Below are 24,232 nucleotides of genomic sequence, written 5' to 3'. Positions count from 1 at the left end.
ATGGTTTAAATAATTAGTTCACGACAATTAAGACTTCTTCTTTCGATTTTTCGATCACTTCGTTTTCTTTAACAGCAACGACGATATCGAGAAATTCCGGACTATTGGTGATCACAACAGGTGAGAATAAACTTAAATTCTTCTCTTGTATTGTTTTTATATCAAAGTCAATGAGGACATCCCCTAAATTGACGCGACTACCTTCTTCTATGTGACGCTTAAATCCTTCACCATTTAAGCTAACTGTTTCAAGCCCTACATGAATTAACACTTCGACACCTGTATCAGATAAAATTCCAATAGCATGGTTCGTTGGTGTGGTCATAGTGACGATTCCACTAAATGGCGCGACAACCTGACCTTCACTTGGAATAATTCCTAAACCTTTTCCAACCAATTCTGAAGCGAATGTTTCATCTGGACAATCTTTTAATTGTTTAACTGTTCCAGAAAGTGGTGCCATAATTTTACTTGGTGCCTCATTATTCGTTTTATTTACTTCTGAAATTTTGTTCTCAGAAGTTGCTTCTCCTGTATCAAACTTAAATAATAAGGTCATGACAAAACCAACCACAAAACTTGATAACACACCGATAATGGCATAGATTAAGTTATTTGTTCCTGATTCGATATAGGTTGGCACTGCCAAAATACCAGGTACGGCAAAACTAAATGATTTAACGGCAAAGGTTCCAAAAATTGCCCCACCTACTGCGCCACCAATCATACTGGCATAAAATGGTTTTTTAAGCTTCATCGTCACCCCGTAAATAGCAGGTTCAGTGATTCCAAAAACGGAAGGAATAAAGGCTGATATCGCAATTTGTTTCATTTTTTTATCTTTTGTTTTAAAGATAACTCCTAATGTCGCTCCAGCTTGAGCTAAGTTGGCTACTAAGTTTAAAGGTAGCAACATAATGTCGTAACCAAATTTTTCGATACTCGCAAAGGTTCCTGGAAAAAACGCATAATGCATCCCGGTAATAACGATTAATGGCATTAATCCACCCATTAACGCACCTGCTAAAGGTCCCGCAATTTCAAATAATTTCGTAAAGAACATTTCTAAATAGGTTCCGATTAAGCTTCCTAATGGTGCAATAAAAGCTAACATAATCGGTGCTGTGACAAGTAAACAAATCAGTGGAACAAAGATAATTGATAATGAGTTCGGGACAATTTTTTTAGCTATTTTTTCCACATAACTTAATAATAAAACGGCTAAAATAATCGGGATAACCGTTGATGAATAATTTTGCATTGGAATAGATAAACCTAAAAATTTCAAACTCGCAATTTCACCAGCTGCCGCATTAGCAATAAAGGTTGGGTACATCAAAACACCTGCTAATGCTACCCCTAATGATGGATTGGTTTTAAATTTATTAGCTGCTGAGAATGCCACTAAAAATGGTAAAAAGTAAAAAGTTGCATCAGCTATTGCATTTAAAACAATGTAAGTTGAACTGGTTTCTGTTAACACATTACACACTACAGCAATCGCCATTAATCCTTTAAGTAACCCACTTCCAGTAATAGCTGCTAATATTGGGGTAAAAATACCCGAAATAACATCGAAAACTTGATCGAGTACATTACCGCTTTTTTTAGTTGGTGCTTCAGTTTCTGATAACTTGCCTTCAGTTAATTTAGCGACTTCCTGATAAACATTACCAACTTCACTACCGATGATGATTTGGAACTGACCACTTTGAAATTGAGCCCCCATTACACCATCTAATTGCTTGATGTCATCTATCTTAATTTTATCTCGATCTTTTACATTAAAACGTAATCTTGTAATACAATGCCAATTTTGATTAATGTTTTCAGTACCACCAATATTTGCGACGATTTGTTCTGCTAACTCCTTATGAGTCATCTTTGCCACTCTCCTTTTGAGTATACAAAAAACCTAAACAAACCTTGTGACTAAAAATCACTAGAAAGATTTGTTTAGGTTTATGCCATGATTAAATGTTACACACCTAATTTAATTAGTTTCTAAGACAACTCGGTTGATATGAATGATCAGATAAATCATCTCATCATCACTGACGACTAAGTTGTACTCTTTTTTTAACATCTCACGAATCATTAATCCGCAAGCATAACTTTTAGGATATTGTTCTTGAATAATTTCATATAATTTCTCATTTGTTTCATTGTTAGACGTCTCATTATGTAACTGTCGGTTCATAAAATAGCGAATATGCGTGACAAATCTCGAATAGTTAATACTTTCTTTATTTAGCGAAACACCAAATAATGATTGAATCGTTTTAACCATACTCTTAGTTATTTCAGTCACCAACATCGTTTCATCCATTGACTGGACGCCATCTTGTGCATTAACAAAGTGAAGAGCAATAAAAGCAGCTTCCATTTCTGGTAAAGTCACTCCTATGTTTTCTTCAATCAATCGTAAGGCTTGTTTACCAACTTTCGATTCCTTAAAATATAAGAAAGGAATTTCCCATTGAAGGGTACTATCTGGAATCTCGGTCCCCTCTTTTTGGCGATTAATGGCATTTTGAATGTGATCTGAAAGTGAAATTAAAAGACTGGCATTTAATTTCTTTTCTAAGAACGTCTCACCCGCATCCACAATAATTTCTGTTACTGATAGAACGTCAGGATCAATATTTTCAACCATTTTTGACACATCTTGATGATCCTTTGATTGGAATACTTTTGTAATTAAAAGTTCCTCAATAGGGTCACCTTTTTTCTTTTTAAAGCCTATTCCCTTACCAAACAATACATATTCTTCTTGCTGATCATTTTGTGCTAATACTAAATTATTATTCAGTGATTTAACTGTCGAATAAATATGATCACCCCTTTTAATAAAGAAAAAAACACCAAACCATAGTAGTTCAATACCTACTATCGACTTGGTGGTGCCTGATCGTATCAGTAACACTCCGCGTGTTTTATCTTAAATTAAGATTACCACCTTTAGAAAGCGTTGTCAAATGTATTTTTCAATTTTTTTATTTTTTTACACATCGAAATCCCATGTTATTACTTGTAGATGTTCCTGTATTGCCGTTTCTTGCGGCTATTCGATATCTCTTACAATATGATTCGTGACATAAAAAAGAACCACCTTTTAGGGCGTAACTTTGATCATCGAATGTTTCATATCTCTCAAAAAAGTATTGACTATCCTTTTCTTGAAAGACGTTTAAATCAATGCCTTGAGGGTTTAAACACCATTCCCAAACATTACCAATCATTTGATATAATCCATAACCGTTTGGCGCGTAACTTTTAACTGGCGCTGTTTTGTCAAAGCCATCCTCTAATGTATTCGTTAAAGGAAACTCTCCTTGCCAAATATTGCATTGGTGTTTTCCATCGATTAAAAATTCTTCTCCCCAAGGATAGCGTTCGTTCGTTGTACCACCTTTAGCAGCAATTTCCCATTCGATTTCTGTGGGTAGTCTTTTCCCCGTATACTTACAATACACTAAGGCATCATTTCTTGAAACATGAACGACTGGATGATCCATTCTCATTTCAATTGAGCTGTTTTTTCCTTCTGGATGACACCAATCAGCACCTTCAACAGCTAACCACCAATTCAAACCAGACATTTCTTGCGCTTTTATTTTCTCTTCCATACTTAAAAAATAGTGAAACACATAAGACCAACCAAATTTTTCCGCCTCAGTCACATAACCAGTTGCTTGGACAAATTGTTTAAATTCTTCATTTGTGACAGGTGTTGTTTCGATTTCAAATTCATCCATCCAAACTAAAACTTGTGGACCTTCTTTATCTTTCTTAAACCCTTCTTGACTGTTGGTTCCTACTAAATAATGACCACTGGGAATTTTAACAAATTCAGACATTAAAACACACTCCATCCATTGTAAATATTTATCAATAGCACTAAAATAATCACTACTTGATACACTTGATTCACTTTTTTATCTGTCACTTGCTTACTAATATAAGACCCTACAAAACCACCAATGATTGCTGCTGGAATCACATAGTAAAGAATCGTTAAATCATAGCGACTTAGATCAACTGTTAGAAAAATGGTCGTCACTTTTGATAATTGAGAGAAAAAGATACTAATAATTGAATACACGGTGGCTTCTTTGATTGGCACATTAAAAAGCAACATAATCAGAGCCACATTAATTGGTCCACCACCGATACCTAATAGACTGGCTAAAAAACCTAGTAACAAACCCGTTCCAATTTTTAATATCCCTGATTCAAATTTAAAGTTACGCCAAATACTTTTACTATATAAAAATGAAAAGAGCAACGTGAATACCGTTAACACAATTTGAACCAATTGAACCTCTCGTCCAGATGGAAATAAATGAAGTAACTTTTCAAAAACACCATTTCCAAGTAAACCTCCAACAACGGCACCAACCGATATTTGAAGGGCAAAAGGCCAGTCAACCTTGATACCATTTTTAGTTTGTTTATAGGTTGAGACAATCGACATAGTAAGGACAGCTACACTTGAATAAAAGGAAACTGCGGCAACTGAGTGAACGTTGATTAAATCAAAAATCGGCTTAATCAAAACACCTCCGCCCATACCAGAGATAGCACCTATCGTATTGGCACAAACAATAATGATAAAATATAAGATTCCAATCACTCAGTTAACCTCCCCGCATATTGATTAATCGTTACTAACTCTTTGGTGTAATCATCAAGTAACTCTTTAAAGCCACAAAAAGTATCTTCTTGATCAACATACATAACATCTTTCATTCGCTTACAACCGCCTCCGCAAATATTTTGGTAAGGACACTGTAAACATTGATTTGTGACTTCTCGTTTTTTATATAAAAAGTTCTGTTGCAGAGGCTGACTGAAAAGCTCTCTTAGTGTGTGTTCCTTAATATTACCTAACTTATAATCATCCGTCACATAAAAATCACAAGGGTACACACTACCGTCTCCCTCAATCACATACTGAACCGAACACTGCCCACTAATTCCACAAGCCGTTACTTGCCTGTTAACTAATAAATGAAATAAATCATCTAATAGTTTAATACTGATGTAGTGGTTCTTTTTCAATTCTTCTAACCATAAAATAAGTATTTTTTGATAGAACGAAGCAAATAAATCTGGTGATAAGCCAAATGAATGTTGATGATTTTCAGTTAATGAATCCATACACGGAATAAACTGAATGTATTTTATTTCTTCTTCCATGATAAATGAAAAAATAGTCTCTGGTTCTTTGGCTATCTCATTGGTTAAAACAGTTAAGACATTATAAGATATTTCATGGTAATCAAATAAAGATTTCGTTTTTCTAACTCTCTCGAAAGTTCCCTTTTGCTTCCAATCAACTCTGCCTTGATTATGGAAAATAGCTGGTCCATCCATGGATAGACCAACTAAAAAATTATTATCTTTAAATAAACGACACCAACGTTCGTTAATAACCATGCCATTTGTTTGAATCGCATAGGAAACTTCAACTTGCTTAGTCTGACTATTAATGCACTCTATTAAGTACTGATAATAGGACAATCCAGCTAAAGTAGGTTCTCCTCCTTGAAAAGCTAAAGACAGATAATCTCCGTCTTCTAAATCAACGTATATCTGTTCAATCATTCTTTTTGTTGTTTCTTTTGTCATTTTTCCAAAAGATTCCACTTCTCTAAGTGAGCTGATGTCATTATAAAAACAATAACGACATTTGATGTTACATAGAGATGAGGCGGGTTTAATTAAAACAGAGACACGTTTCATTTTCTTATCCTTTCAAGCCCAAACGAGTAAACTCACTTTCAGGGGCATCAATTTCTTTCATTTTTTTGATTAGTTTTTGAATCATGGCATTCTCGACTTCTTCATTTTGCAAAGGTTCATTTTGATGTGGATCATTCTTCATATCAAATAACAAATGACCAATTGAATAAGAATCAATATATGTCATAGCATCAATTTCAAGAACTGGGTAGCCATTTGTAAATCTGTTTCCTGGAATTACTTTTAATTCTTCTAACATCTTATCTGGGAAAAAGCCACGCATCATCGTAACAGCAAGTGTTTGTTGCGTGATTGGTCCATTTGAACTATCCGCTGAGGCACGCATATAAATATACTCTCCGTCATAAAGACAAACATGTCCTCCGTTTGTTCCAAAGATAATTGTTTCATGATTCAACTCATCTTCAATTAAATTAATTAAAGACTTACCATCTCTGTCAAATTCATCTTCAATCTCAAAATAATCAAGCAAGGTTGAGGCGATATCAATCGTTTGACCAATTCCTTCAACAGTTTGACCTTGTTTATTTTTGAAACTTGGTACATGCATAAAGAAAGGAATATGGATGACTTCTTGATACATAGGCGCAATATTTTTCCCGTACCAATCATGCTCTCCAAGTAAAAAGCCATGATCAGTATTAACAATAATCAAGGTATCATCCCACATATTATGAGCGTCAAAGTAATCAAGTAAGCGTCCTAAATGATGATCGCACATAGAAATAAGTGCCGCATATTCCTTACGCATATTCAATTGATCTTCCTCTGATATATCCTCGTTGTGCTGATATTTTGGCCAATAAGGCACTTTGTCTGCTTCTATATTAGCATAAATTTCACGGTATGTTTCTGGCACATAAAAGGGTTCATGGGGATCAAAACACTCAATTTGTAAGAACCAATCTTTTTTGTCTGAATGATTTTCTAAAAATTCAAGACCTGCATCAATAGTTTGCACACTGGAATACTCTTCTTCTTCAAGTTGTCTCGTTCGGTTAGCATAATGCTGGGTTACAGAGATTCCTTGCTTATTCATGGGATGAGTATTTTTATTTTCCATTGCCATTGTTCTAGGTATCCAACGATCTCCCTCTTGTCCTCTAAACCCTTCCCATGTGGAATAGCGATTGTGGTAAGTAGCCCCACCATCTTCAAAATAATGAGAATGATCTGTCACAAGATGAGTATAGATTCCTTGTTCTTGAAGTCTTTCAAAGACTGAGTTATCAAAACTTTCTAAAGGTCCCCAACTACGGTGTAAGAAATTATAGCGTCCTGTTTGAAGTTCACGCCTAGCAGGCATACAGGGCATACTGCCACCGTAAAATTGATTAAAAGTAATCATCTTACTTTGAAGTCTTTTAAAGTTTGGAGCATGAATCCAATCATTACCAAAATTAGGTAAAAAATCTCTTGTTAGTGTATCAAACATAATCATAACGGCACGTTTAGTCATAAGTGTTTCCTCGTTTCTATTTTTACTTATTTCATTAATTATACCTTTATTTCTCTTAAATAATAACCTTTAATAAAACTGAATCCGTATTTACTTCTTTTTCTGAGGTTTCTAACACATCTAAATAATCATTCGTATTCGTGATAACAATTGGTGTTTCAATTGAAAAGCCTTTTTTGATAATTTGTTCTTTATCAAATTTAATCAAAAGATCACCTTTTTTAACTGAGTCTCCTTGTTCAACAAATGATTCAAAACACTCACCATTTAGATTCACCGTATCCATGCCCACATGAATCAACATCTCAACACCATTTTTAAAAGTAATTCCTACCGCATGTTTGGTTGGAAAAAGAGTTGTTACAACACCTTCATCTGGAGCAACAATTATATTTTCTGATGGAATCACCGCGACACCTTTACCTAAAAGTCCTGTTGAAAAAGCTTTGTCACTGATTTCTGATAAATTTTTAACCTGTCCTGCAATAGGCGCTAAAAGACTAACTTCTTTGATGGTTGTCTTTTTTTCTTTATTTGGAACTTTTGCTTCTTTTACTGGATCCATATCATTTGAGTAACCGACTGTTAAAGATAAGATTAATCCAATCACAAATGATGCCGCAATTGCTATTAAGAAACCATAAAATCCTTTATCCAGTCCATTTTCTGGATTAATATAATTTGGAACGCCAAAGATTCCCATGCCACCCATAATAAACATTTTAGTTCCAGCAATCCCCATAATTAAACCACCAATACCAGCAGCAACCAAAGTGACATAAAAAGGTTTCTTACGTGGTAAGGTAATTCCGTAAATAGAAGGTTCTGATACACCAAACAAACTTGAGATGAATGACGGTACTGCTAGACTTTTTAACTCTTTATTTTTAGTTTTAATCATAATTCCTAAAACAACACCAGCTGTCGCAAATGGAGTTGCCATTCCAAGAGCCATAATTGGGTCAAATCCCATAGTTGCAATATTGTTAATTCCGATTGGTATAATTCCCCAATGTAAGCCAAACATAACCATGACTTGCCATAAAGCACCAATTAAAGCTCCAGCGATAATTGGGTTAAAATTATAAAGCATTAATGTCACAGCGCCTAATAAACTACCAATCCAAGTCGCAATAGGTCCAATGACTAAAAACGTTAAAGGGACAACAATTAAAATTGTTAATAATGGCACTAAAAATGTTTTTACAATCGTAGGAACAAAACTATTCACCCACTTATGAACTTTTGAAGCAAAGTAAACGGCAATAATAATTGGAATCACACTTGAACCATAATTCATCATAATGACAGGAATACCAAAGAACGTAACGTAAATTGGCGATTGAATGACCGTTCCTTCAAACAACGTATAAAGTGGTTCTGCACCTGGTTGAACAATTCCAGCAATGATTGGATGCACCAGTGACGCACCAATAACCATACCGATAAAAGGTGGCACTTTGAATTTCTTTGCTGCTGTGTATCCCAAGAACACAGGGAAGAAATACATTAAACTATCACCGGCTGCTTGTAAAATTTTGTATGAACCAGACGTCATTTCAATCCAACCAAAGGCTACAAGCATAGCGTTGATTCCTTTAATCATCCCTGTTGCAGCTAATATTCCTAAAATAGGGGTAAAAATACTTGAAACCACATCAATAAATTTATTAAAAACGCCTTTAATTTCAACATCTTCAGAATCAGTTGTAGCTATTTCTAAATTAGCGACTTGTAATAATTCTTGGTAAACTTCTGGCACATGATTACCAATAACTACTTGAAACTGCCCGCCGCTTTTTACAACAGTAATGACACCATTAATATTTTCTACAACTTCTTGATTGGCTTTCGACTGATCTTTTAGATTAAAACGTAAACGAGTGACACAATGTTTTACCTCGCCTATATTTTCTTTGCCACCTATTCCTTCAAGTATTTCTTCAATCATCCCTTGATACTTCATTTAACTCATCCTCATTTCTTTATTTTTTTATATCAAAAAAGCAAGACTAAACAAGACGGTTTCCCATCTCATTTGGTCTTGCCTGCATTACCAGTAACAACCCTTAGCTTTTTTCAATTAGTTTCTGAATATGTAAGCATAAATACAATTGCTCATCTTGATCTAATTCAACTTCTAAATAATCCTCAATCAATTTCATTGTGGCAAATGAATTCGGATAACGTCCCTTAACTTCTTGAGTCAATGGGTTTTCCCGATTAGAAAATTTTCTTGAATCCATCCGCTTAAAAAAGAAACGTAAATGGGTGACAAATCGGTCATAAGCCAAAGATTCACTATCCAAATCAATTTTATTATGAATACGAACAATTGTTAAAATATCTTTAATCTTTTGGGAAGTGTCGTCTTTACTTGAAGCATTCTTCATCTGGGCATTAATTAAATGTAAGGCAATATTGCCGACTTCAAACTCGTTGAAAGTGACACTAGTTTGCTCTTCAATCATCTCGATCGCTCGTTTAGCTATTTTAGATTCTCTTGGATAAAGTTTCTTTACCTCCCAAGATAATTCTGTTCCAGTGGCTAAGCCTTTTTTATTTAAATCAATGGCGTTGGCAATGTGGTCTGCCAATGAAATATACAAACTGTTGGATAGTTCTTCCGTCAAGTTTTCTTTCGCATAATCCACAATATCAATCGTAATTTTTAAATAATCCATCGAGATACTGCCAAGTAGATGATTGATTTCCTCAGACTGTTGGCTTTTATCCAAAATAAAACGTCGCTCTATTTTTTTCTCCTCAGGATAGTCACCTATTCTTTTTTTGAAACCAATGCCCGAGCCAATCCAAATACAATCAACACCACTCTCCTCGGCAACAATAATGGCGTTATTGTTTAAAATTTTCCTAATCTTCACCATGTCCTAACCCCTTTTAAATAATAAAAGACCTCAACAAACAGAGTATAAACTATCTCCATTTGCTAAGGTCTAGCCCTGTCATTAGGTAACTATCCTGTCATATTTTCTATATCATAGCATGAATGCTTTTTAAATTGCAAGCGTATTCAAATTTATTTTTTATTTACTCCACTTTCATCCATAATATATAAGATTCTTCATTACTTTTTAAATCTCTTTCATAACCTTTCCATCTTCTATAGTTAGACTCGAAGCTGAATCTTTACCATATCCAAAAGTGGCTAACGAAATAGGTATATTCTTAACTAATTTCACTCTATCACTATTTAATTCACTTGCAGCACCCCCATTACGAACTTCACTTTTTAATCGATAAGAAGATTTAGTTATCAATTCATCTTTTTTAACAGATAATTTTATTTCAGCATTTTCATTAAAATCTTCAATTCCCCACATAATACTGCCTTTTATTCTATTACTATTACTTGAAGTTGTAATTAAATCTTGAGTTTTTACTAAACTATCCTTTTTATAATGTTCCATATAAATAACTATCTTATCTCCCGAAACATTAAAATATAACTTTTCCTCCATACTAAAAAGCATATCATCAAACTCTGAATTAACCCGCATCACAGTATTTTTTGGCGCCCATGTATTATTAAAATGAAAAAATTTCTGATTTAAAATTCGGTTATTAATAAAAATAAGTAGCGCAATAATTACAAGAGTTGATCCTGAACTAATAAAGATAATTCGAAGTTTTTCTTTATTTAATTTTAGCTTCCCCATCTAAATTACCTCCTTTTATTTAATTGTACCTTAGGATTAAATAATTGGCTATTTTAAACAAAAAAACCACTTATTTTTATTCAATAAGCAGCTTCATCTAATTATTTATTATTCTTAATAAAATCTCTCACTTCTAATAAATCATTAAATTGTTCTGTTGGATGAAATGCGCGTTCTTCATTCACAGGTAATTTTATCTTAAGTGGAAATTTCCCTTCTACTGGTGGTAAATCTGTAATGTCATCTTCAATTAAGAAACTTGGAATATTAGCTTTATTAGCCGCTTCAATCCCAACAAGAGAGTCTTCTAAAACTAAAGCATCTTCTGGTGCGATATTTAATTTTTCACAGGCTTTTAAGAAGATTTCAGGATTAGGTTTACCTTTTGTCACTTCATCTCCTGCGACGATTGTATCAAAGCAATCTGGCATTTCTTCAATTTCCATGTAAAACGAAATAATTTCTCGTTTTGATGAAGAGGCTACTGCAATTAAATAGTCATTCTCTTTCAAAAATTTTAATAGTTCAAGTAGTCCTTTTTTCTTATATACTCTGCGATCTGTAGTGATAATTTCCATTTTATTTGAAACCATGAAATCACGCCATGTATCTGTTGGTTGCTCGCTTCCGTAAAGTTCTTTTAAGGCTTCACGAAATCCCGGTTCATTGCGTCCTGTTAAGTGATAATAAACACTTGGATGTAATTCAAAGTCATATTTTTTTGCTGTGTCACTATAGTTACGATAAGCCAAACGTCCTGTATCGAACATCAAGCCATCCATATCAAAAATTACTAATTTCAATTGATTCCCTCATTCTCATCTATTTAATTTAATCATTATAACATAGTTCTTTAATACTCTAACGCTTCCCCAACCTTCATCACATGACCCACACCATTCTCTAATCGGTTAACAAATTCATCTGGATTTTGTTCAATGACTGGAAAGGTATCATAATGCATAGGAACAACTTTTTTAGCTTGAATTTTACCTTGTGCTTTCACTGCGTCTTTAATTCCCATAGTAAAATTATCTCCGATTGGAAGGAAGGCTAAATCAATATCAAAATCCTCATTTAACAAGCCTAAATCACTAAAATAAGCTGTATCTCCCGCATGATAAATCACAACGCCGTCAACTTCTAAAACAAAACCAGCTGGTTCACCCATATAAATCATCTCTTCACCTGTATCATAGCCTGAACTATGTTGGGCAAAGACCATCTTCACTTGACCGAATGGAAACTCGAATGTTCCTCCAATATTCATTTCATGGATATCTTGAACACCTTGTTTTCTCGCAAAGTGAGCTATTTCAGGAATCGAAATAACAGTTGCATCATTATTTTTAGCTAGTTCTACCATATCTCCTACATGATCATTGTGCCCGTGAGTCACTAGGATATAATCTACCTTGACTTCTCCAACTACTAAGTCAGTTAGAGGATTTCCTGTTAAGAAAGGATCAATCATTACTTTTTGCCCTTGATTTGTTTCAATCATAACAACTGAGTGCCCATGATAACTTACTTTCATACTAAAACCTCCATCCATTTTAATACATTTAGTTTACCTTGTTTTAAAAATAAACTCAAAAATTCTAAAATCAAACAGTTGACATTCGTTAAAAAAAGGATTAAATTATCTGTAACAAACAAAGTTACATTAAAAATTAAGCGGAGGTTATTATGAAAATTGGAATTATTGGTGCAACAGGAAAATCAGGAATGACTATTTTGAACGAAGCAGTTTCACGTAACTTAGACGTGACAGCAATTGTTAGAAATAAAGCAAAATTAGACGATAAAACGATCAATGTGATTGAGAAAGATTTATTTAGTTTAACAACAGAAGATTTAAGTTCTTTTGATGTCGTGGTCGATGCGTTTGCTGCTTGGGGAGACAATGTGGATCAACACAGTACAAGTTTAGCTCACTTAACAAACATTCTAAAAGATACTGATACACGTTTATTTGTTGTTGGTGGTGCGGGTAGTTTATATGTAGACATGGACAAAAAAATTCAATTAATGGATGGTGCTGAGTTTCCTGATGCCTACAAACCACTTGCCGTTGCGATGGGAAAAGCGTTAGATAGTTTACGTCAAGTTACAGATGTAAACTGGTTATATATTAGTCCAGCTGCGATGTTTGATTCGGAAGGTCAAAAAACGGGTAACTACGTTTTAGCTGGGGAAGAATTTAGTACAAATGATAAGGGTGATAGCTATATTAGTTACTTAGATTACGCGGTTGCTGCAGTTGATTTAATGAGTCAATCTGAGTATAATCAAACAAGAGTTAGTGTTAGAAACTAACAAATGACGATTATTGAAGGAGGTTAGTAAGATGGCAATGTCCACTAAATTAAGTGTGGCGGTTCATATTTTAAGCTTATTAGAAATTGAAGCTTCTTCAACACCAACTTCAACAGATATTTCCAAAAGCGTGAACACTAATCCAGTGGTAATCAGGCGCATTATGAGCCAATTAAAACAAGCTGGACTTCTTGAAAGCCAACCAGGAAAAAAAGCGAATCGATTAGCAAAAGATGCCCGTGAAATTTCACTATATGATATTTACATGGCAGTTGATGGGGATCAGGATGTCTTTAATATTCATAAAAATACCCACCCGAATTGTTTAGTCGGGAGTCAAATTCAACGGGTTTTAGATAGTAAATTCGAGATAGCTCGGATTGAGATGGAAAACTCCTTAAAAACAATGCTTTTGTCCGATGTGATTTGGGACATTAAGAGTGCGAGAAAGTAAAAAAGAAATCCCTTTAATTGAGGATTTCTTTTTTTTCAAACTAAACGGTGTCACAGAAGTAGCTTCTTCGGAGATAAGCCGAATACTTCTGTCACAAGCTCTTTATTATCTCGGAAAAATGAATTTTGTGATTAAGACTGCTGTTAGGTATCCTAATACCAAAAGAGTGCCGCCAGCCAATGCTTTTTGTAAAAATAATTTTGATTTATCAGTCATCTTCAATCAGTCCTTTTATTTTTATTCTACTCCTCTTTATGAACATAAACAATTAAAAAAATTAATTTTCACCTTCTAAATAATCTTCTACAACCTCAATGACTTCTATTTTTCCATTAACTAATAATTCAGGAAGTTCACACGTTTCACTTCCTTGCCAATAACTATTTGCTTGTTCTATCTTTTTTGAAAAGGAAAGACCATCTTCTTTTGGTAGTAGATTTCCATCGCCTTCAAAACAAGCGCCTTTTACTTTTAACTTAACCAGTTGTAGGACTTGGCGATTAAATGAATCGAATAGCTGTTTCCATCTCATCGCATCTTCATAGTTTTTAGTCGCATATAAACAAGATAATCTAGAAGGATACTCTGGGTATTTTTCTAGTCTCACCATTTCGGTAATAGTTTCTCTAATCGCCCTGGTTGTTTGATCCACATAATTCAATGTTACTTTAGTATCTTCTTTATTTATTTTTATTTCATCATTTTCTTTATTTAAATAAAGAATCTGAATAGCATCTTGTCCTGTTTTATTTAGCTGCTCTCTTTCAAAAAAGAAATGATACAGTTGATTTTTTTGATGATTATCAAAACTAATTTTTTGACCCACATTCATTTTTTCCCGTGTGACTAGGTGGTATACAATAAATTCTTCTTTAATCATAACGGTTCTCCTTAACAAATATTATAAATAATCTTAACATAAAAAGCCTACAAACCTAAAACTAATCAAGGTTTGTACGCTTTTATTATTTAATTATAATACACTTCATCTAAGAATAATCCGTACGACGGTACTGTTTCACCAGCATTTTCTCTGATGCGGTCTTCGAAGATTTCATCGATTAATTCCACAGGTAGTTCACCTAATCCGATTTCTAATAATGTGCCCATAATGATACGAACCATATTATACAAGAAGCCATCTCCCACGAAAATAAATCGTAACATGTTGCCTTCTTGTTCCATTGACAATTCTTTAATCGTTCTTACAGTTGATTTTTTTGATTTCTTTAAAGATGAGAAACCTAAGAAATCATGCTCACCCACTAATTTTTGACAGGCTTCATTTATTTTATCAATGTCTAATTTTTCTTGAACATGGAAACTATGTTGTCCTTTAAAAACTGAGGGTACTTCTGTATTCCAAACGTAGTAGCTATATTGTTTACCCGAACAGTTATAACGTGAGTGGAATCTTTCTTGCACTTCTTCTATTTTATTAACAACTACATCATTTGGTAAATAGTAGTTTAAATAGTCCATCATTTTTTGACGTGACATGTTTGATTCTGTTTTAAAGTTTGCGACTTGCCCTCTAGCATGTGCACCAGCATCCGTTCTACCTGAACCAATAATTTCAATTTTTTCTTCTGTCATTTCAGATAAAACATATTCGATTTTTCCTTGAATCGTTTTTTCTGAATCCTTTAGTCTTTGCCAACCGTGATACCTTTTGCCATCATACTCAATCGTTAATTTTATATTTCTCATGTTTGCTCCTCTTGTTCTGTTTTTTCAACACATTATTATATCAAATAGACTTCCATTTGTGTATGTCTATCATCTAATTATCATTATCCGAGTCTAATCCCTGAAGAAGTCAACGCTTCGTTTACAATCTCCATCACGATTTGACTATGTTCTATCTGCTCGATTGTTTTCTTCATATCAAGCGTTTCAATCATCTCATTAAATACTTTAAATTCTTGATACATTCTATGAGAATGACTATTTTTATTCATCACTTCTTTGTCTTGTTTCAACATCTGTTTTTCAATTTGATTGATTTCGTTTGTCGCACCAACAACAACCATCGATCCTAAATTACCTTGAACCGTCGATCTAATCTCCGCCGTTGAATCTTTTGCCCCAATACAAACAACTTTCGTCACACCATAATCCATGACTAAAACACCTGACGTATCAATGCCTCTTTCGATATTTGGCAAATAATTAACCGATAGTGGTTTGCCCAACAATCCAACCACAAAATGAATGTTATAGATATTAATATCCATTAATGCCCCACCGCCTTTTGCTGGATCAAAAGCTGGTAAAATCGTTCCTTCTTTAAACGCATCATATCTAGATGAATATTGAGAGTAGTTACATTCGATAAGTTTGATGTCCCCTAGTTGAGGTAAACTTTCTTTTATTTCTTGATAATTTTCTAAATATTGATTGGTAATAGCTTCAACTAAGACTAATTTTTTTGAGATAGCTATTTTTTTTAACTCCATGAATTGTTCTAAATTTAGGGTAAATGGTTTCTCACAAATCACATGTTTGTCATGCTCTAAAGCTAATTTAGTGTACTCATAATGAAGATGATTAGGTAGTGCCACGTAAATAGTATCCACATCAGGATTTTCCAAACATTCTAAGATATCCGTATAAATTGAATCTATCTCGTGTTCTATTTGTAAAACTAACAATTTATCATAACTTCTCTTAGTTCCTACAATTGCTTTTAATTCTATCTCTGGAAGATCCTTAACCATTCTTAAAAAATCATTCACGATCATTCCTGATCCGACAATCCCTAATTTCATCCGTGTAAGCCTCCTACAGGTTACTTTTTCTTATGTCCCTATCTTACTATATCTCAGTGAATTTTAATAGAAATCCACACATTCCTCCTCATTTTTTTCTTTTAAAAATCCACATAATTGATACATTTTTAACATTTTATATAAAATAACAAAAGTAACGATTTTTATTCTCTATTCATATCAATTTAACATCAATTTAATAACAAAAACTCGTTAATTAAAACCTTTTTAGAAAACGTTTCACATTAAAGTAAGATTAAAATAGAATAAAAGTACAATTAAACTTTAAGCAACTAATTTCTAAAAAAGAACCTTTATTTGATACTATCATTATCAGATTCACAAAGTAAAAGGGAAGAGGAGCTACATTAATGAAACATTTTGTTAAATTATTTTTTATGGTTCTAACAGTTACAATAGGTGGTTTAGCCGGTCACTCTGTTGTCTCAGCACAAGAACTAAGCAGTACAGATTTTATAGATTCGATTAGTTTTACGAACACTAATTTACAACAAGGACAATCATCTTCTGTTCGAGTTAGTTTTAGTGAAAAGAATAACCTAGATGTTAAACCAGGTGACACCATTACTTTAAGTTTACCTCCTGAATTAAAAGGTATGACTGAGTCTGATGGCTCTCCTCGAAAAATACAATTAAGCGACTTGGGTGAAGCCCTTGTTTATTCTGACCGCGTAGTTGCCACATTCAATGACAAAGTTAAAAAATTAAATCACGTCACTGGAACATTTAATTTTGGTTTGACTGCCACACGAACAGACCGTACCAAAGATTCTGTGATTCATACAAATCTAGGAACGACAGTTAATACTCAATCTATTACAATTAAAGGAAACAGTAATACCAACACGGGACCAAGTAAATACCCATTCTTCTGGAAATCTGGAGATATGAACGGGAGTAAAAATGCGGTTCGTTGGTTTTTAAATGTTAACATGAACAAATTGGAAATGGCATCAGATGTTTCTTTAACTGATACGCATGGTCCTGGTCAAAAATTTGATAAAAATAATATTAATGTGACGGTTGATAATTACTTGGGTAGAACTCAAATAACTGCTGCTGAATTTGAGAAGAAAGGTTACGGAACAATCACTATTTCTTCTGATAACAAAATGATTATCCACATTCGCCGTGAGTGCGTAAGACTTGCTTCTTTTAGTTTTAGCTATGAAACACTCATTACAAATAATCGTTTAAAAGCTTTTGATAATAGTTGCGATATCACTTACCAACTATGGGGAGGAAAACCGCTACTAGAAACAAGTAGTTATAACGTAACTAATCTTTTTTCTGATGGTGAAGCCTCTGGAAACTTAGAGACTCATGAGCCTGTGAAAGAGCAAGAAATTAAGCAACCCATTGAAACAGTTGACCCAATTGATTCACCAAAAATCAAACCGGAAATACCTAAAACAGATGTTGAGAAAAATGAGGTAACTGATCCTAAAGACGTGAAGCTTACTCAACCTGTGATTAAAGTTGATGAAACGGAAAACTCTTTTGATGAAGAATCGATCACTGATATCGAGACCATTAAACCAGAAATTCCTAAAACGGACGTTGAGAAAAATGAGGTAACTGATCCTAAAGACGTGAAGCCTACTCAACCTGAAATTAAAGTCGATGAAACAGAAACTTCTTTTGAAGAAGAATCGATCACTGATATTGAAACAGTTAAACCAGAAACACCTAAAACGGACGTTGAGAAAGATGAGGTAACTGATCCTAAAGACGTGAAGCCTACTCAACCTGTGATTAAAGTCGATGAAACGGAAAACTCTTTTGATGAAGAATCGATCACTGATATCGAGACTGTTAAACCAGAAACTCCTAAAACAGATGTTGAGAAAAATGAGGTAACTGATCCTAAAGACGTGAAGCCTACTCAACCTGAAATTAAAGTCGATAAAACAGAAAACTCTTTTGAAGAAGAATCGATCACTGATATCGAGACCATTAAACCAGAAACTCCTAAAACAGACGTTGAGAAAGATGAGGTAACTGATCCTAAAGACGTGAAGCCTACTCAACCTGTGATTAAAGTCGATGAAACGGAAAACTCTTTTGATGAAGAATCGATCACTGATATCGAGACTGTTAAACCAGAAACTCCTAAAACAGATGTTGAGAAAAATGAGGTAACTGATCCTAAAGACGTGAAGCCTACTCAACCTGAAATTAAAGTCGATGAAACAGAAAACTCTTTTGATGAAGAGTCTATCACTGATATCGAGACCATTAAACCAGAAACGCCTAAAACGGATGTTGAGAAAAATGAGGTAACTGATCCTAAAGACGTTAAACCGACTCAACCTGAAATTAAAGTCGATGAAACAGAAAACTCTTTTGATGAAGAATCGATCACTGATATCGAGACCGTTAAACCGGAAACACCTAAAACGGACGTTGAGAAAAATGAGTTAGTTGATTCAAAAGAAATCACTACCACTCAACCTAAGATTGAAGTTAAACCAGATACATCTGAAGTTAATTTCGTCGATGAATCTGAAAAAATTGAAGAAATTGAAGTGATTACTCCTGAAGTTCCAACTGTTACTATTGATAAAGAAGAAGTTGTGACACCAAAAGAAGTAACAACAACAACTCCTGAAATTAAAGTAGTTGAACCTAAAAAAGAAATCAAAGAATCACCTACTAAACCAGAAGAACCTAAAAAAGAAATTACTTTAGAAATAACACCTAAAGTCAAAGAACCTTTGAAAGACGTACCTGCTGTTAAGAGTTCATTTGATAATGAAGCACCAAAATCAAATCAAGCACTGACATTACCAACAACGACTCAAAGAACCTTACCTAAAACTGGGGAAAAAAATAACTTATTCCTTGTTATTGTAGGTACAGTAATGACTTCTTTTACTGGTTTAGTTATGATTCGTATTAGAAAATCAGCGTGATGAAAAAGGCGTTTAGCTCCAAGCAACTGGAAGAAATAAAAAAAGAGAATGAAACTGGCAATTATCAGTTTCATTCTCTTTTTTTGATGACTTATTTTCAGTATAAGTGATTCATCAAAGGTTATCTATTAAAACAATTTTTACTCTTTAAAATTTTTTATTTTTCAGCTTGAACTCCCTATTTTTTACAGGTATATTTGAATTAAAGTAATTAGAATAATGAACCAAAAAGGAGATTTTATGTTTCTTTTAATTGATAACTACGATTCATTTGTTTATAATTTAGCCGCTTACTTTGAAGCTTTAGGTGAAGACATTAAAGTGGTGCGGATTGACGATTTAGATTTACAATTTATTAAAGAGAAGCAAGATTCTATCAAAGGATTAATTCTCTCTCCTGGTCCAAAACGTCCCGAAGATGCTTTAGAATCGATTGAGGTTTTAAATACTTATCAAGGCGTTCTACCTATTTTAGGTGTTTGTTTGGGGCATCAAGTGATTGGTCATTACTACGGGGGAACAGTTGCAAAAGGAAACAGACCGCAACATGGAAAGATTTTTCAAGTCACTCACACTAACCACAACATGTTTGCTAAAATTCCAGAAACTTTTAATGTGACTCGTTATCATTCCTTGGAAATTTTACTAGAGACTCTACCTGATTGTTTAGAGGTGACTGCCACAAGCTCTGATGGGGTTATTATGGGAGTTGCTCATAAAACAAAACCAATTTTTGGCGTTCAGTACCATCCAGAAGCTCTATTAACCGAATATGGTAGTGAAGTGATCCAGAACTTTATTTCTTATTGCAAAGGAGAGCATCTTTAATGAGTACACAAATAAAGTATTATCAAGACTATCCAAGTATTTCTACTATTTTTAATTTATTCAAAGAAGATGATTATGCTGCCTTTTTAGATTCTTCTCTAGTCAATGAGTTAGGTCATTTTTCAATTATCGGCATTGATCCTTACCTGATTATTGAAAGCTCTGAAAACTCCGTCAAACTAAACCATGAAGTGGTTAATCAAACGGTGGAAGAGATTCTAAATGAGCAACTTATTAATGACTTTACGCCTACAGTAGCAGGGTTACCTATCACTAAAGGAGCTTTAGGATTTTATTCTTATGACTACGGTCGAAAAATAATGGGTGTACCAACCCGGCATAAAGATGAGATTGGCATGAATGATGCTATTTTTTGTTTCTATGATACGTTTATTATTGAAGATCATCATAAAAAGCAGTTAGCAATTGTTTGCAATGGTAAATTATCCTCTACTAATGACAGATTAGAAGCACTAGAACAAATAATTTTAACAACTAATTCTGAGAATTACGTACCAGCCAATCAAAATTTATCTCAGCCAGTTATCACAACGAATATGGCTAAGGATGCCTATATTTCAGCCATTGAAAAGGTTGTTAATTATATTTACGAAGGCGATATTTACGTGATGAATTTAACGCGCCAACTTCAAATTAAAAGCGATATCACACCTTTCGATTTATTCAGAAAATTAAGAAGGATTAACCCCTCTCCATTTGGAGGGTATCTCAATTATCCCGAGTTTCAAATTGTTTCTTCATCTCCTGAGCGTTTCATGAAGATTGAGAATCGTGAAATTACGACGCGTCCGATTAAAGGAACTAGAAAACGGGGACAAACACCTGAAGAGGACGAGTTATTACGGCAAGATTTAGCCAATTCTGAAAAAGAAAAAAGTGAGTTGTTAATGGTCGTTGATTTAGAGCGAAATGACCTGAACAAAATTTGCCAAGCAGGTTCTGTAAAGGTGCCTAACCTTTTTTCAATCGAACCTTACGCCACTGTATTTCATTTAGTAGCTGATGTGACGGGAACACTTAAAAAGGAAATTTCTAGTGTGGATGCGATTCTTTCTGCTTCTCCAGGCGGCTCAATTACAGGTAATCCTAAATTTAGAGCTATGGAAATCATTGATGAATTGGAAAAAAGTCGCCGTGGTTTATATACTGGTTCTATTGGCTATTTTTCATTAGATGGGAACTGCGATTTTAATATTGTGATTCGAACAGCAGTTGCTAAAGACGGTTGCTTTCATCTCGGTGTTGGTGGTGGTTTAACCTATGAATCTGATCCAATTGACGAGTTTGAAGAAACCAATCAAAAAGCCAAAGCGATTATTGAAAGCTTCAAAAATTAAGAAAGGAGCTTTTGAATGAAACTAGATAAAGGTTTTTATTTTGGAATCGGTGCTTTTGAGACGATTTATGTTGATCAAAAACAACCTGTCCTTCTTGATAAACATCTCAAACGAATCAATCACTCGTTAGCTTACTTGAAAATTAGTCAAACACTAACTGAAGTAGAAATAACCGAATTCATTAGCCAACAAACGAGTGTTTCTTTTGTTTTGAAAATTGCCATCTCTGAAGAAAATAAAATTTTTTCAATCCGAGACAATCCATATACTGCTGATATGTACCAACAAGGTTTCAAGTTGAAGATTTCTGAGGTTAAACGAAACGAAACATCTCCTTTGACTTATCATAAAACCTTAAATTATGCTGAGAATATTTTAGAAAATGAGTTGGCTAAATCAGAAGGTTTTAATGAGGTTGTTTTTATGAATACAAAAAACCAAATTAGCGAATGCAGCACGTCTAATATTTTCTTTGTTAGAGACAAAAAAATCATCACGCCACGACTTGAAAATGGCGTACTACCAGGCACCTTAAGAGAGTATCTTTTGGAAAACTATGACATTGAAGAAATCGATATTTCCATTGATGATTTAGCTTCTATGGATGAATGTTTTGTTACCAATGCTGTTTTAGGGATTATGCCCGTCGTTTCTCTTGATAACCTTATTTTCAAAGAACGTACAATCTGTGATTTTTTATTAAAAGATTATCTGAACATGACAAAAAACAATCTAAAATAGCCTTTTTAGGGTTACTTTAGATTGTTTTCTATTTCTAGCTCTAACCAAGCGTCTTGTGCTAAATGAATAGACCAAAAATCAAGCTGTTTCACTTCACTGACAATTGTTCGAATCACGCCTAAGTGACAGACAATTGCTATATCACCTGTCGTTGTTTGAATAATTTCTCGATATACCCTTAAGACTCTTTTTCGAAATTCTTTAAACTTTTCAGCTTCAGGTGGTGTATAGTCAAAAGGTTCATCTAGCCACTTTTGCCATTCTTTAGGATAGCTTGCCTCAATTTGGTTAGCATTCAATCCTTCCCACTTTCCAAAACCTTTTTCTGATAAATTGGCTTTTACTATTTTAGTTTGCTTTGGAAAAATAATTTCTGCTGTTTCCTTCGCTCTTTTCATGTCACTCACAAAAATAGTCGCCACATTTATTTCCTTAAAATCTACTTTTAATTTTTGGGCTTGTTGTTTACCAGTGTCATTAATTGAAACATCCAGACTGCCATAAAAACATTTTTTTTTATTTAAATCCGTTTCCCCGTGGCGGATCAAGTATATTTTTCGCGTCATCCTTTTAGCATCCAGCTCACAAGAAGCATGAACACAATCTGACTTAAAGGAGACGCTGCGCCTAATGTATCACCATTTAAGCCGTCAATTTTTTTGTAGACGAATCTTTTATAAACTAAAACAAAAAGAGAACCCACTAGCCAGCTCACTAATCCACGGTAACCAAACATTAAGTAAAGAACAATCAGACCGAAAATCTGTGCAATCACAACATCCATTAATTTCACGCCCACAAAAACAGTCCCCAACCCATTTGGATTGCTTCCAGAATATTTCATTTTGTAAAACAAAAGAGAAATCCCCATTTTTCCAATTAAATTAAAGGCTATCACCAAATAAATACCTGTTTTAATATCTAAAGTTGGCGAGATTTCAAAGAAGGTGACAAAGGAAATTAAATAATAAAAGATAAGAATTAACACACCATTGCTACCCACTCGGCTGTCTTTCATGATTTCTAACATTCGCTCTTTTTTTCGAGAAGAAAATAAGCCATCTGCCATATCAGCCACTGCATCTAAGTGAAATCCACCTGTTAAAACCACATCAACAAAGAGAACAACAAGCCAAGAGATACTTAAACTCATGACTTGTGCACTCATAAAAAAGACAAGGGATTCAATAATTCCCACAAGAAAACCAAAAAAAGAAAAATATTTAACACCTGTACACATTTTTTCAGTTGGATTATCCACACCGATTGGAATTGGAATTTGCGTAAAAAATTGGAAGTATAAAATCAAACTTTTTATCATTTAATCGTCACCGGTATTCCAGCTACCACTAGATACACTTGGTCGGCTTCCTTGCCTAGCAATTGATTCACGCGACCATAAACATCTCGAAACCATCTTGTAAATGAGTTTTCAGGAACAATGCCCAATCCAACTTCATTAGCTACAATGTAAATATCCCCTTTGAGCTCTTTGGCTGCTTCTAAAATAGTTTGCCATTCCTTTGTAATTTGCGCTTCGACCTCATCTTTTTCTTCTTCTGTAAAATGAGCAATTTTGTCATCGATTAACTCGTAGTTTTTTCCGTACTTCTCTATCATCATGCCGTAAAAATAGTTCATAGATAAGGTTGTGGCACAATCCAGTAAGTAACCGTCATACTCTTTATTCTCAGAAAGAAAGCCCCCGATATTTTGGTATCTTTCTTCTGTATGCCAAATATTCGGGCGTTGCTTTTGATGTTTCTTCACTCGATCAATCATTTCAGTGTCCATTGGATCAACCACACTAGTTGCCAAATAGCACACTGAATCTTTATCTCGTAACTTGGCTTCTGCAAAAGATGATTTACCACTTCTTGCGCCACCAATGACTAAAATAATTTTCCCCATAGTTCT

General features: G+C 34.1%; 23 protein-coding genes. 6 read left to right on the top strand and 17 right to left on the bottom strand.

The genetic code is table 11. The features are described from left to right. Nucleotides 1-13 precede the first annotated feature (13 nt). The 11 genes from G7082_RS09285 to G7082_RS09235 form a co-directional block, all read right to left on the bottom strand. Nucleotides 14-1,882 carry a beta-glucoside-specific PTS transporter subunit IIABC gene (locus G7082_RS09285; RefSeq protein ID WP_166034820.1) on the bottom strand — a complete coding sequence of 623 codons (1,869 nt, stop codon included), beginning with the start codon at nt 1,880-1,882 and terminating at the stop codon, nt 14-16. A 111-nt stretch (nt 1,883-1,993) separates the two neighbouring features. Beyond that, nucleotides 1,994-2,926, bottom strand: a complete 933-nt coding sequence (locus G7082_RS09280; RefSeq protein ID WP_238842637.1) for a PRD domain-containing protein — start codon at nt 2,924-2,926, stop codon at nt 1,994-1,996. Nucleotides 2,927-2,996: 70 nt separating this feature from the next. Then, complete coding sequence (locus tag G7082_RS09275; RefSeq protein ID WP_166034819.1) at nt 2,997-3,860, bottom strand: formylglycine-generating enzyme family protein; 864 nt, start codon at nt 3,858-3,860, stop codon at nt 2,997-2,999. After that, nucleotides 3,860-4,636, bottom strand: coding sequence for a sulfite exporter TauE/SafE family protein (locus G7082_RS09270; protein WP_166034818.1), 777 nt, complete (start codon nt 4,634-4,636; stop codon nt 3,860-3,862). The genes G7082_RS09275 and G7082_RS09270 overlap by 1 nt, the downstream gene beginning before the upstream one ends. Beyond that, entirely contained in the window at nt 4,633-5,748 is a 1,116-nt protein-coding gene (locus G7082_RS09265; protein ID WP_166034817.1) for a radical SAM/SPASM domain-containing protein, read from the bottom strand. The genes G7082_RS09270 and G7082_RS09265 overlap by 4 nt, the downstream gene beginning before the upstream one ends. A 4-nt stretch (nt 5,749-5,752) precedes the next feature. Further along, the gene (locus tag G7082_RS09260; protein WP_166034816.1) at nt 5,753-7,228 is read right to left on the bottom strand and encodes a sulfatase; all 1,476 of its coding nucleotides are present in this window, start codon (nt 7,226-7,228) and stop codon (nt 5,753-5,755) included. Nucleotides 7,229-7,283: 55 nt separating this feature from the next. After that, nucleotides 7,284-9,194 (bottom strand): beta-glucoside-specific PTS transporter subunit IIABC, encoded by a 1,911-nt coding sequence (locus G7082_RS09255; RefSeq protein ID WP_166034815.1) that lies wholly within the window; start codon nt 9,192-9,194, stop codon nt 7,284-7,286. A 103-nt stretch (nt 9,195-9,297) separates the two neighbouring features. After that, nucleotides 9,298-10,116, bottom strand: a complete 819-nt coding sequence (locus G7082_RS09250; RefSeq protein ID WP_166034814.1) for a PRD domain-containing protein — start codon at nt 10,114-10,116, stop codon at nt 9,298-9,300. 207 nt (nt 10,117-10,323) lie between these two features. Continuing rightward, nucleotides 10,324-10,908: a hypothetical protein gene (locus G7082_RS09245; RefSeq protein ID WP_166034813.1), complete on the bottom strand. Its 585-nt coding sequence runs from the start codon at nt 10,906-10,908 to the stop codon at nt 10,324-10,326. Between the two features lie 101 nt (nt 10,909-11,009). Continuing rightward, nucleotides 11,010-11,711 (bottom strand): HAD family hydrolase, encoded by a 702-nt coding sequence (locus G7082_RS09240; protein ID WP_238842636.1) that lies wholly within the window; start codon nt 11,709-11,711, stop codon nt 11,010-11,012. Between the two features lie 50 nt (nt 11,712-11,761). Next, the gene (locus G7082_RS09235; RefSeq protein WP_166034812.1) at nt 11,762-12,445 is read right to left on the bottom strand and encodes a metal-dependent hydrolase; all 684 of its coding nucleotides are present in this window, start codon (nt 12,443-12,445) and stop codon (nt 11,762-11,764) included. Nucleotides 12,446-12,597: 152 nt separating this feature from the next. On the opposite strand from G7082_RS09235, the gene G7082_RS09230 reads away from it, so the two are divergent. Next, complete coding sequence (locus G7082_RS09230; protein ID WP_166034811.1) at nt 12,598-13,227, top strand: NAD(P)-dependent oxidoreductase; 630 nt, start codon at nt 12,598-12,600, stop codon at nt 13,225-13,227. A 31-nt stretch (nt 13,228-13,258) separates the two neighbouring features. After that, nucleotides 13,259-13,681, top strand: coding sequence for an Rrf2 family transcriptional regulator (locus G7082_RS09225; RefSeq protein WP_166034810.1), 423 nt, complete (start codon nt 13,259-13,261; stop codon nt 13,679-13,681). Nucleotides 13,682-13,958: 277 nt separating this feature from the next. Here the strand turns inward: G7082_RS09225 and G7082_RS09220 are convergent, their stop codons facing one another. The 3 genes from G7082_RS09220 to G7082_RS09210 all read right to left on the bottom strand — a co-directional run bounded on the left by G7082_RS09220 (nt 13,959) and on the right by G7082_RS09210 (nt 16,452). Continuing rightward, entirely contained in the window at nt 13,959-14,561 is a 603-nt protein-coding gene (locus G7082_RS09220; RefSeq protein WP_166034809.1) for a DUF2441 domain-containing protein, read from the bottom strand. An 89-nt stretch (nt 14,562-14,650) separates the two neighbouring features. Next, the gene (gene truA / locus G7082_RS09215) at nt 14,651-15,391 is read right to left on the bottom strand and encodes a tRNA pseudouridine(38-40) synthase TruA (protein WP_166034808.1); all 741 of its coding nucleotides are present in this window, start codon (nt 15,389-15,391) and stop codon (nt 14,651-14,653) included. A gap of 83 nt (nt 15,392-15,474) precedes the next feature. Further along, the gene (locus G7082_RS09210) at nt 15,475-16,452 is read right to left on the bottom strand and encodes a Gfo/Idh/MocA family protein (protein WP_166034807.1); all 978 of its coding nucleotides are present in this window, start codon (nt 16,450-16,452) and stop codon (nt 15,475-15,477) included. A 371-nt stretch (nt 16,453-16,823) separates the two neighbouring features. On the opposite strand from G7082_RS09210, the gene G7082_RS09205 reads away from it, so the two are divergent. The 4 genes from G7082_RS09205 to G7082_RS09190 all read left to right on the top strand — a co-directional run bounded on the left by G7082_RS09205 (nt 16,824) and on the right by G7082_RS09190 (nt 22,315). After that, the gene (locus G7082_RS09205) at nt 16,824-19,388 is read left to right on the top strand and encodes a collagen binding domain-containing protein (protein WP_166034806.1); all 2,565 of its coding nucleotides are present in this window, start codon (nt 16,824-16,826) and stop codon (nt 19,386-19,388) included. Nucleotides 19,389-19,628: 240 nt separating this feature from the next. After that, on the top strand, nt 19,629-20,216 hold the full coding sequence (locus tag G7082_RS09200) for an anthranilate synthase component II (protein ID WP_166034805.1): 588 nt from the start codon (nt 19,629-19,631) through the stop codon (nt 20,214-20,216). Next, nucleotides 20,216-21,574 carry an aminodeoxychorismate synthase component I gene (gene pabB, locus G7082_RS09195; RefSeq protein WP_166034804.1) on the top strand — a complete coding sequence of 453 codons (1,359 nt, stop codon included), beginning with the start codon at nt 20,216-20,218 and terminating at the stop codon, nt 21,572-21,574. The genes G7082_RS09200 and pabB overlap by 1 nt, the downstream gene beginning before the upstream one ends. Nucleotides 21,575-21,589: 15 nt before the next feature. Further along, on the top strand, nt 21,590-22,315 hold the full coding sequence (locus G7082_RS09190; RefSeq protein ID WP_166034803.1) for an aminotransferase class IV: 726 nt from the start codon (nt 21,590-21,592) through the stop codon (nt 22,313-22,315). An 11-nt stretch (nt 22,316-22,326) separates the two neighbouring features. On the opposite strand, the gene G7082_RS09185 is transcribed toward G7082_RS09190, so the two are convergent. The 3 genes from G7082_RS09185 to cobU are packed head-to-tail and all read right to left on the bottom strand — an operon-like array spanning nt 22,327 to nt 24,226. Next, nucleotides 22,327-22,881: a histidine phosphatase family protein gene (locus G7082_RS09185; RefSeq protein ID WP_166034802.1), complete on the bottom strand. Its 555-nt coding sequence runs from the start codon at nt 22,879-22,881 to the stop codon at nt 22,327-22,329. After that, complete coding sequence (gene cobS / locus G7082_RS09180) at nt 22,878-23,636, bottom strand: adenosylcobinamide-GDP ribazoletransferase (RefSeq protein WP_166034801.1); 759 nt, start codon at nt 23,634-23,636, stop codon at nt 22,878-22,880. Before cobS ends, G7082_RS09185 begins: the two co-directional genes overlap by 4 nt. Further along, a complete protein-coding gene (cobU, locus tag G7082_RS09175) occupies nt 23,633-24,226 on the bottom strand; it encodes a bifunctional adenosylcobinamide kinase/adenosylcobinamide-phosphate guanylyltransferase (RefSeq protein WP_166034800.1) in 594 nt (197 codons plus the stop codon). The genes cobS and cobU overlap by 4 nt, the downstream gene beginning before the upstream one ends. Nucleotides 24,227-24,232: the final 6 nt, after the last annotated feature.

The sequence above is a fragment of the Vagococcus hydrophili genome (assembly GCF_011304195.1).
GTDB lineage: Bacteria > Bacillota > Bacilli > Lactobacillales > Vagococcaceae > Vagococcus > Vagococcus hydrophili.
This window is presented reverse-complemented; position numbering and strand designations above follow the sequence as displayed.

Excerpts from the sequence above, each read along its gene's own strand:
- G7082_RS09225 (WP_166034810.1), top strand. The coding sequence starts at position 13,259 with ATGGCAATGTCCACTAAATTAAGTGTGGCGGTTCATATTTTAAGCTTA.
- G7082_RS09190 (WP_166034803.1), top strand. The coding sequence starts at position 21,590 with ATGAAACTAGATAAAGGTTTTTATTTTGGAATCGGTGCTTTTGAGACG.
- G7082_RS09250 (WP_166034814.1), bottom strand. The coding sequence starts at position 10,116 with ATGGTGAAGATTAGGAAAATTTTAAACAATAACGCCATTATTGTTGCC.
- G7082_RS09230 (WP_166034811.1), top strand. The coding sequence starts at position 12,598 with ATGAAAATTGGAATTATTGGTGCAACAGGAAAATCAGGAATGACTATT.
- G7082_RS09185 (WP_166034802.1), bottom strand. The coding sequence starts at position 22,881 with ATGACGCGAAAAATATACTTGATCCGCCACGGGGAAACGGATTTAAAT.
- G7082_RS09245 (WP_166034813.1), bottom strand. The coding sequence starts at position 10,908 with ATGGGGAAGCTAAAATTAAATAAAGAAAAACTTCGAATTATCTTTATT.
- pabB (WP_166034804.1), top strand. The coding sequence starts at position 20,216 with ATGAGTACACAAATAAAGTATTATCAAGACTATCCAAGTATTTCTACT.
- G7082_RS09255 (WP_166034815.1), bottom strand. The coding sequence starts at position 9,194 with ATGAAGTATCAAGGGATGATTGAAGAAATACTTGAAGGAATAGGTGGC.
- G7082_RS09200 (WP_166034805.1), top strand. The coding sequence starts at position 19,629 with ATGTTTCTTTTAATTGATAACTACGATTCATTTGTTTATAATTTAGCC.
- G7082_RS09265 (WP_166034817.1), bottom strand. The coding sequence starts at position 5,748 with ATGAAACGTGTCTCTGTTTTAATTAAACCCGCCTCATCTCTATGTAAC.
- G7082_RS09205 (WP_166034806.1), top strand. The coding sequence starts at position 16,824 with ATGAAACATTTTGTTAAATTATTTTTTATGGTTCTAACAGTTACAATA.
- G7082_RS09285 (WP_166034820.1), bottom strand. The coding sequence starts at position 1,882 with ATGACTCATAAGGAGTTAGCAGAACAAATCGTCGCAAATATTGGTGGT.
- truA (WP_166034808.1), bottom strand. The coding sequence starts at position 15,391 with ATGAGAAATATAAAATTAACGATTGAGTATGATGGCAAAAGGTATCAC.
- G7082_RS09260 (WP_166034816.1), bottom strand. The coding sequence starts at position 7,228 with ATGACTAAACGTGCCGTTATGATTATGTTTGATACACTAACAAGAGAT.
- G7082_RS09220 (WP_166034809.1), bottom strand. The coding sequence starts at position 14,561 with ATGATTAAAGAAGAATTTATTGTATACCACCTAGTCACACGGGAAAAA.
- G7082_RS09235 (WP_166034812.1), bottom strand. The coding sequence starts at position 12,445 with ATGAAAGTAAGTTATCATGGGCACTCAGTTGTTATGATTGAAACAAAT.
- cobS (WP_166034801.1), bottom strand. The coding sequence starts at position 23,636 with ATGATAAAAAGTTTGATTTTATACTTCCAATTTTTTACGCAAATTCCA.
- cobU (WP_166034800.1), bottom strand. The coding sequence starts at position 24,226 with ATGGGGAAAATTATTTTAGTCATTGGTGGCGCAAGAAGTGGTAAATCA.
- G7082_RS09210 (WP_166034807.1), bottom strand. The coding sequence starts at position 16,452 with ATGAAATTAGGGATTGTCGGATCAGGAATGATCGTGAATGATTTTTTA.
- G7082_RS09275 (WP_166034819.1), bottom strand. The coding sequence starts at position 3,860 with ATGTCTGAATTTGTTAAAATTCCCAGTGGTCATTATTTAGTAGGAACC.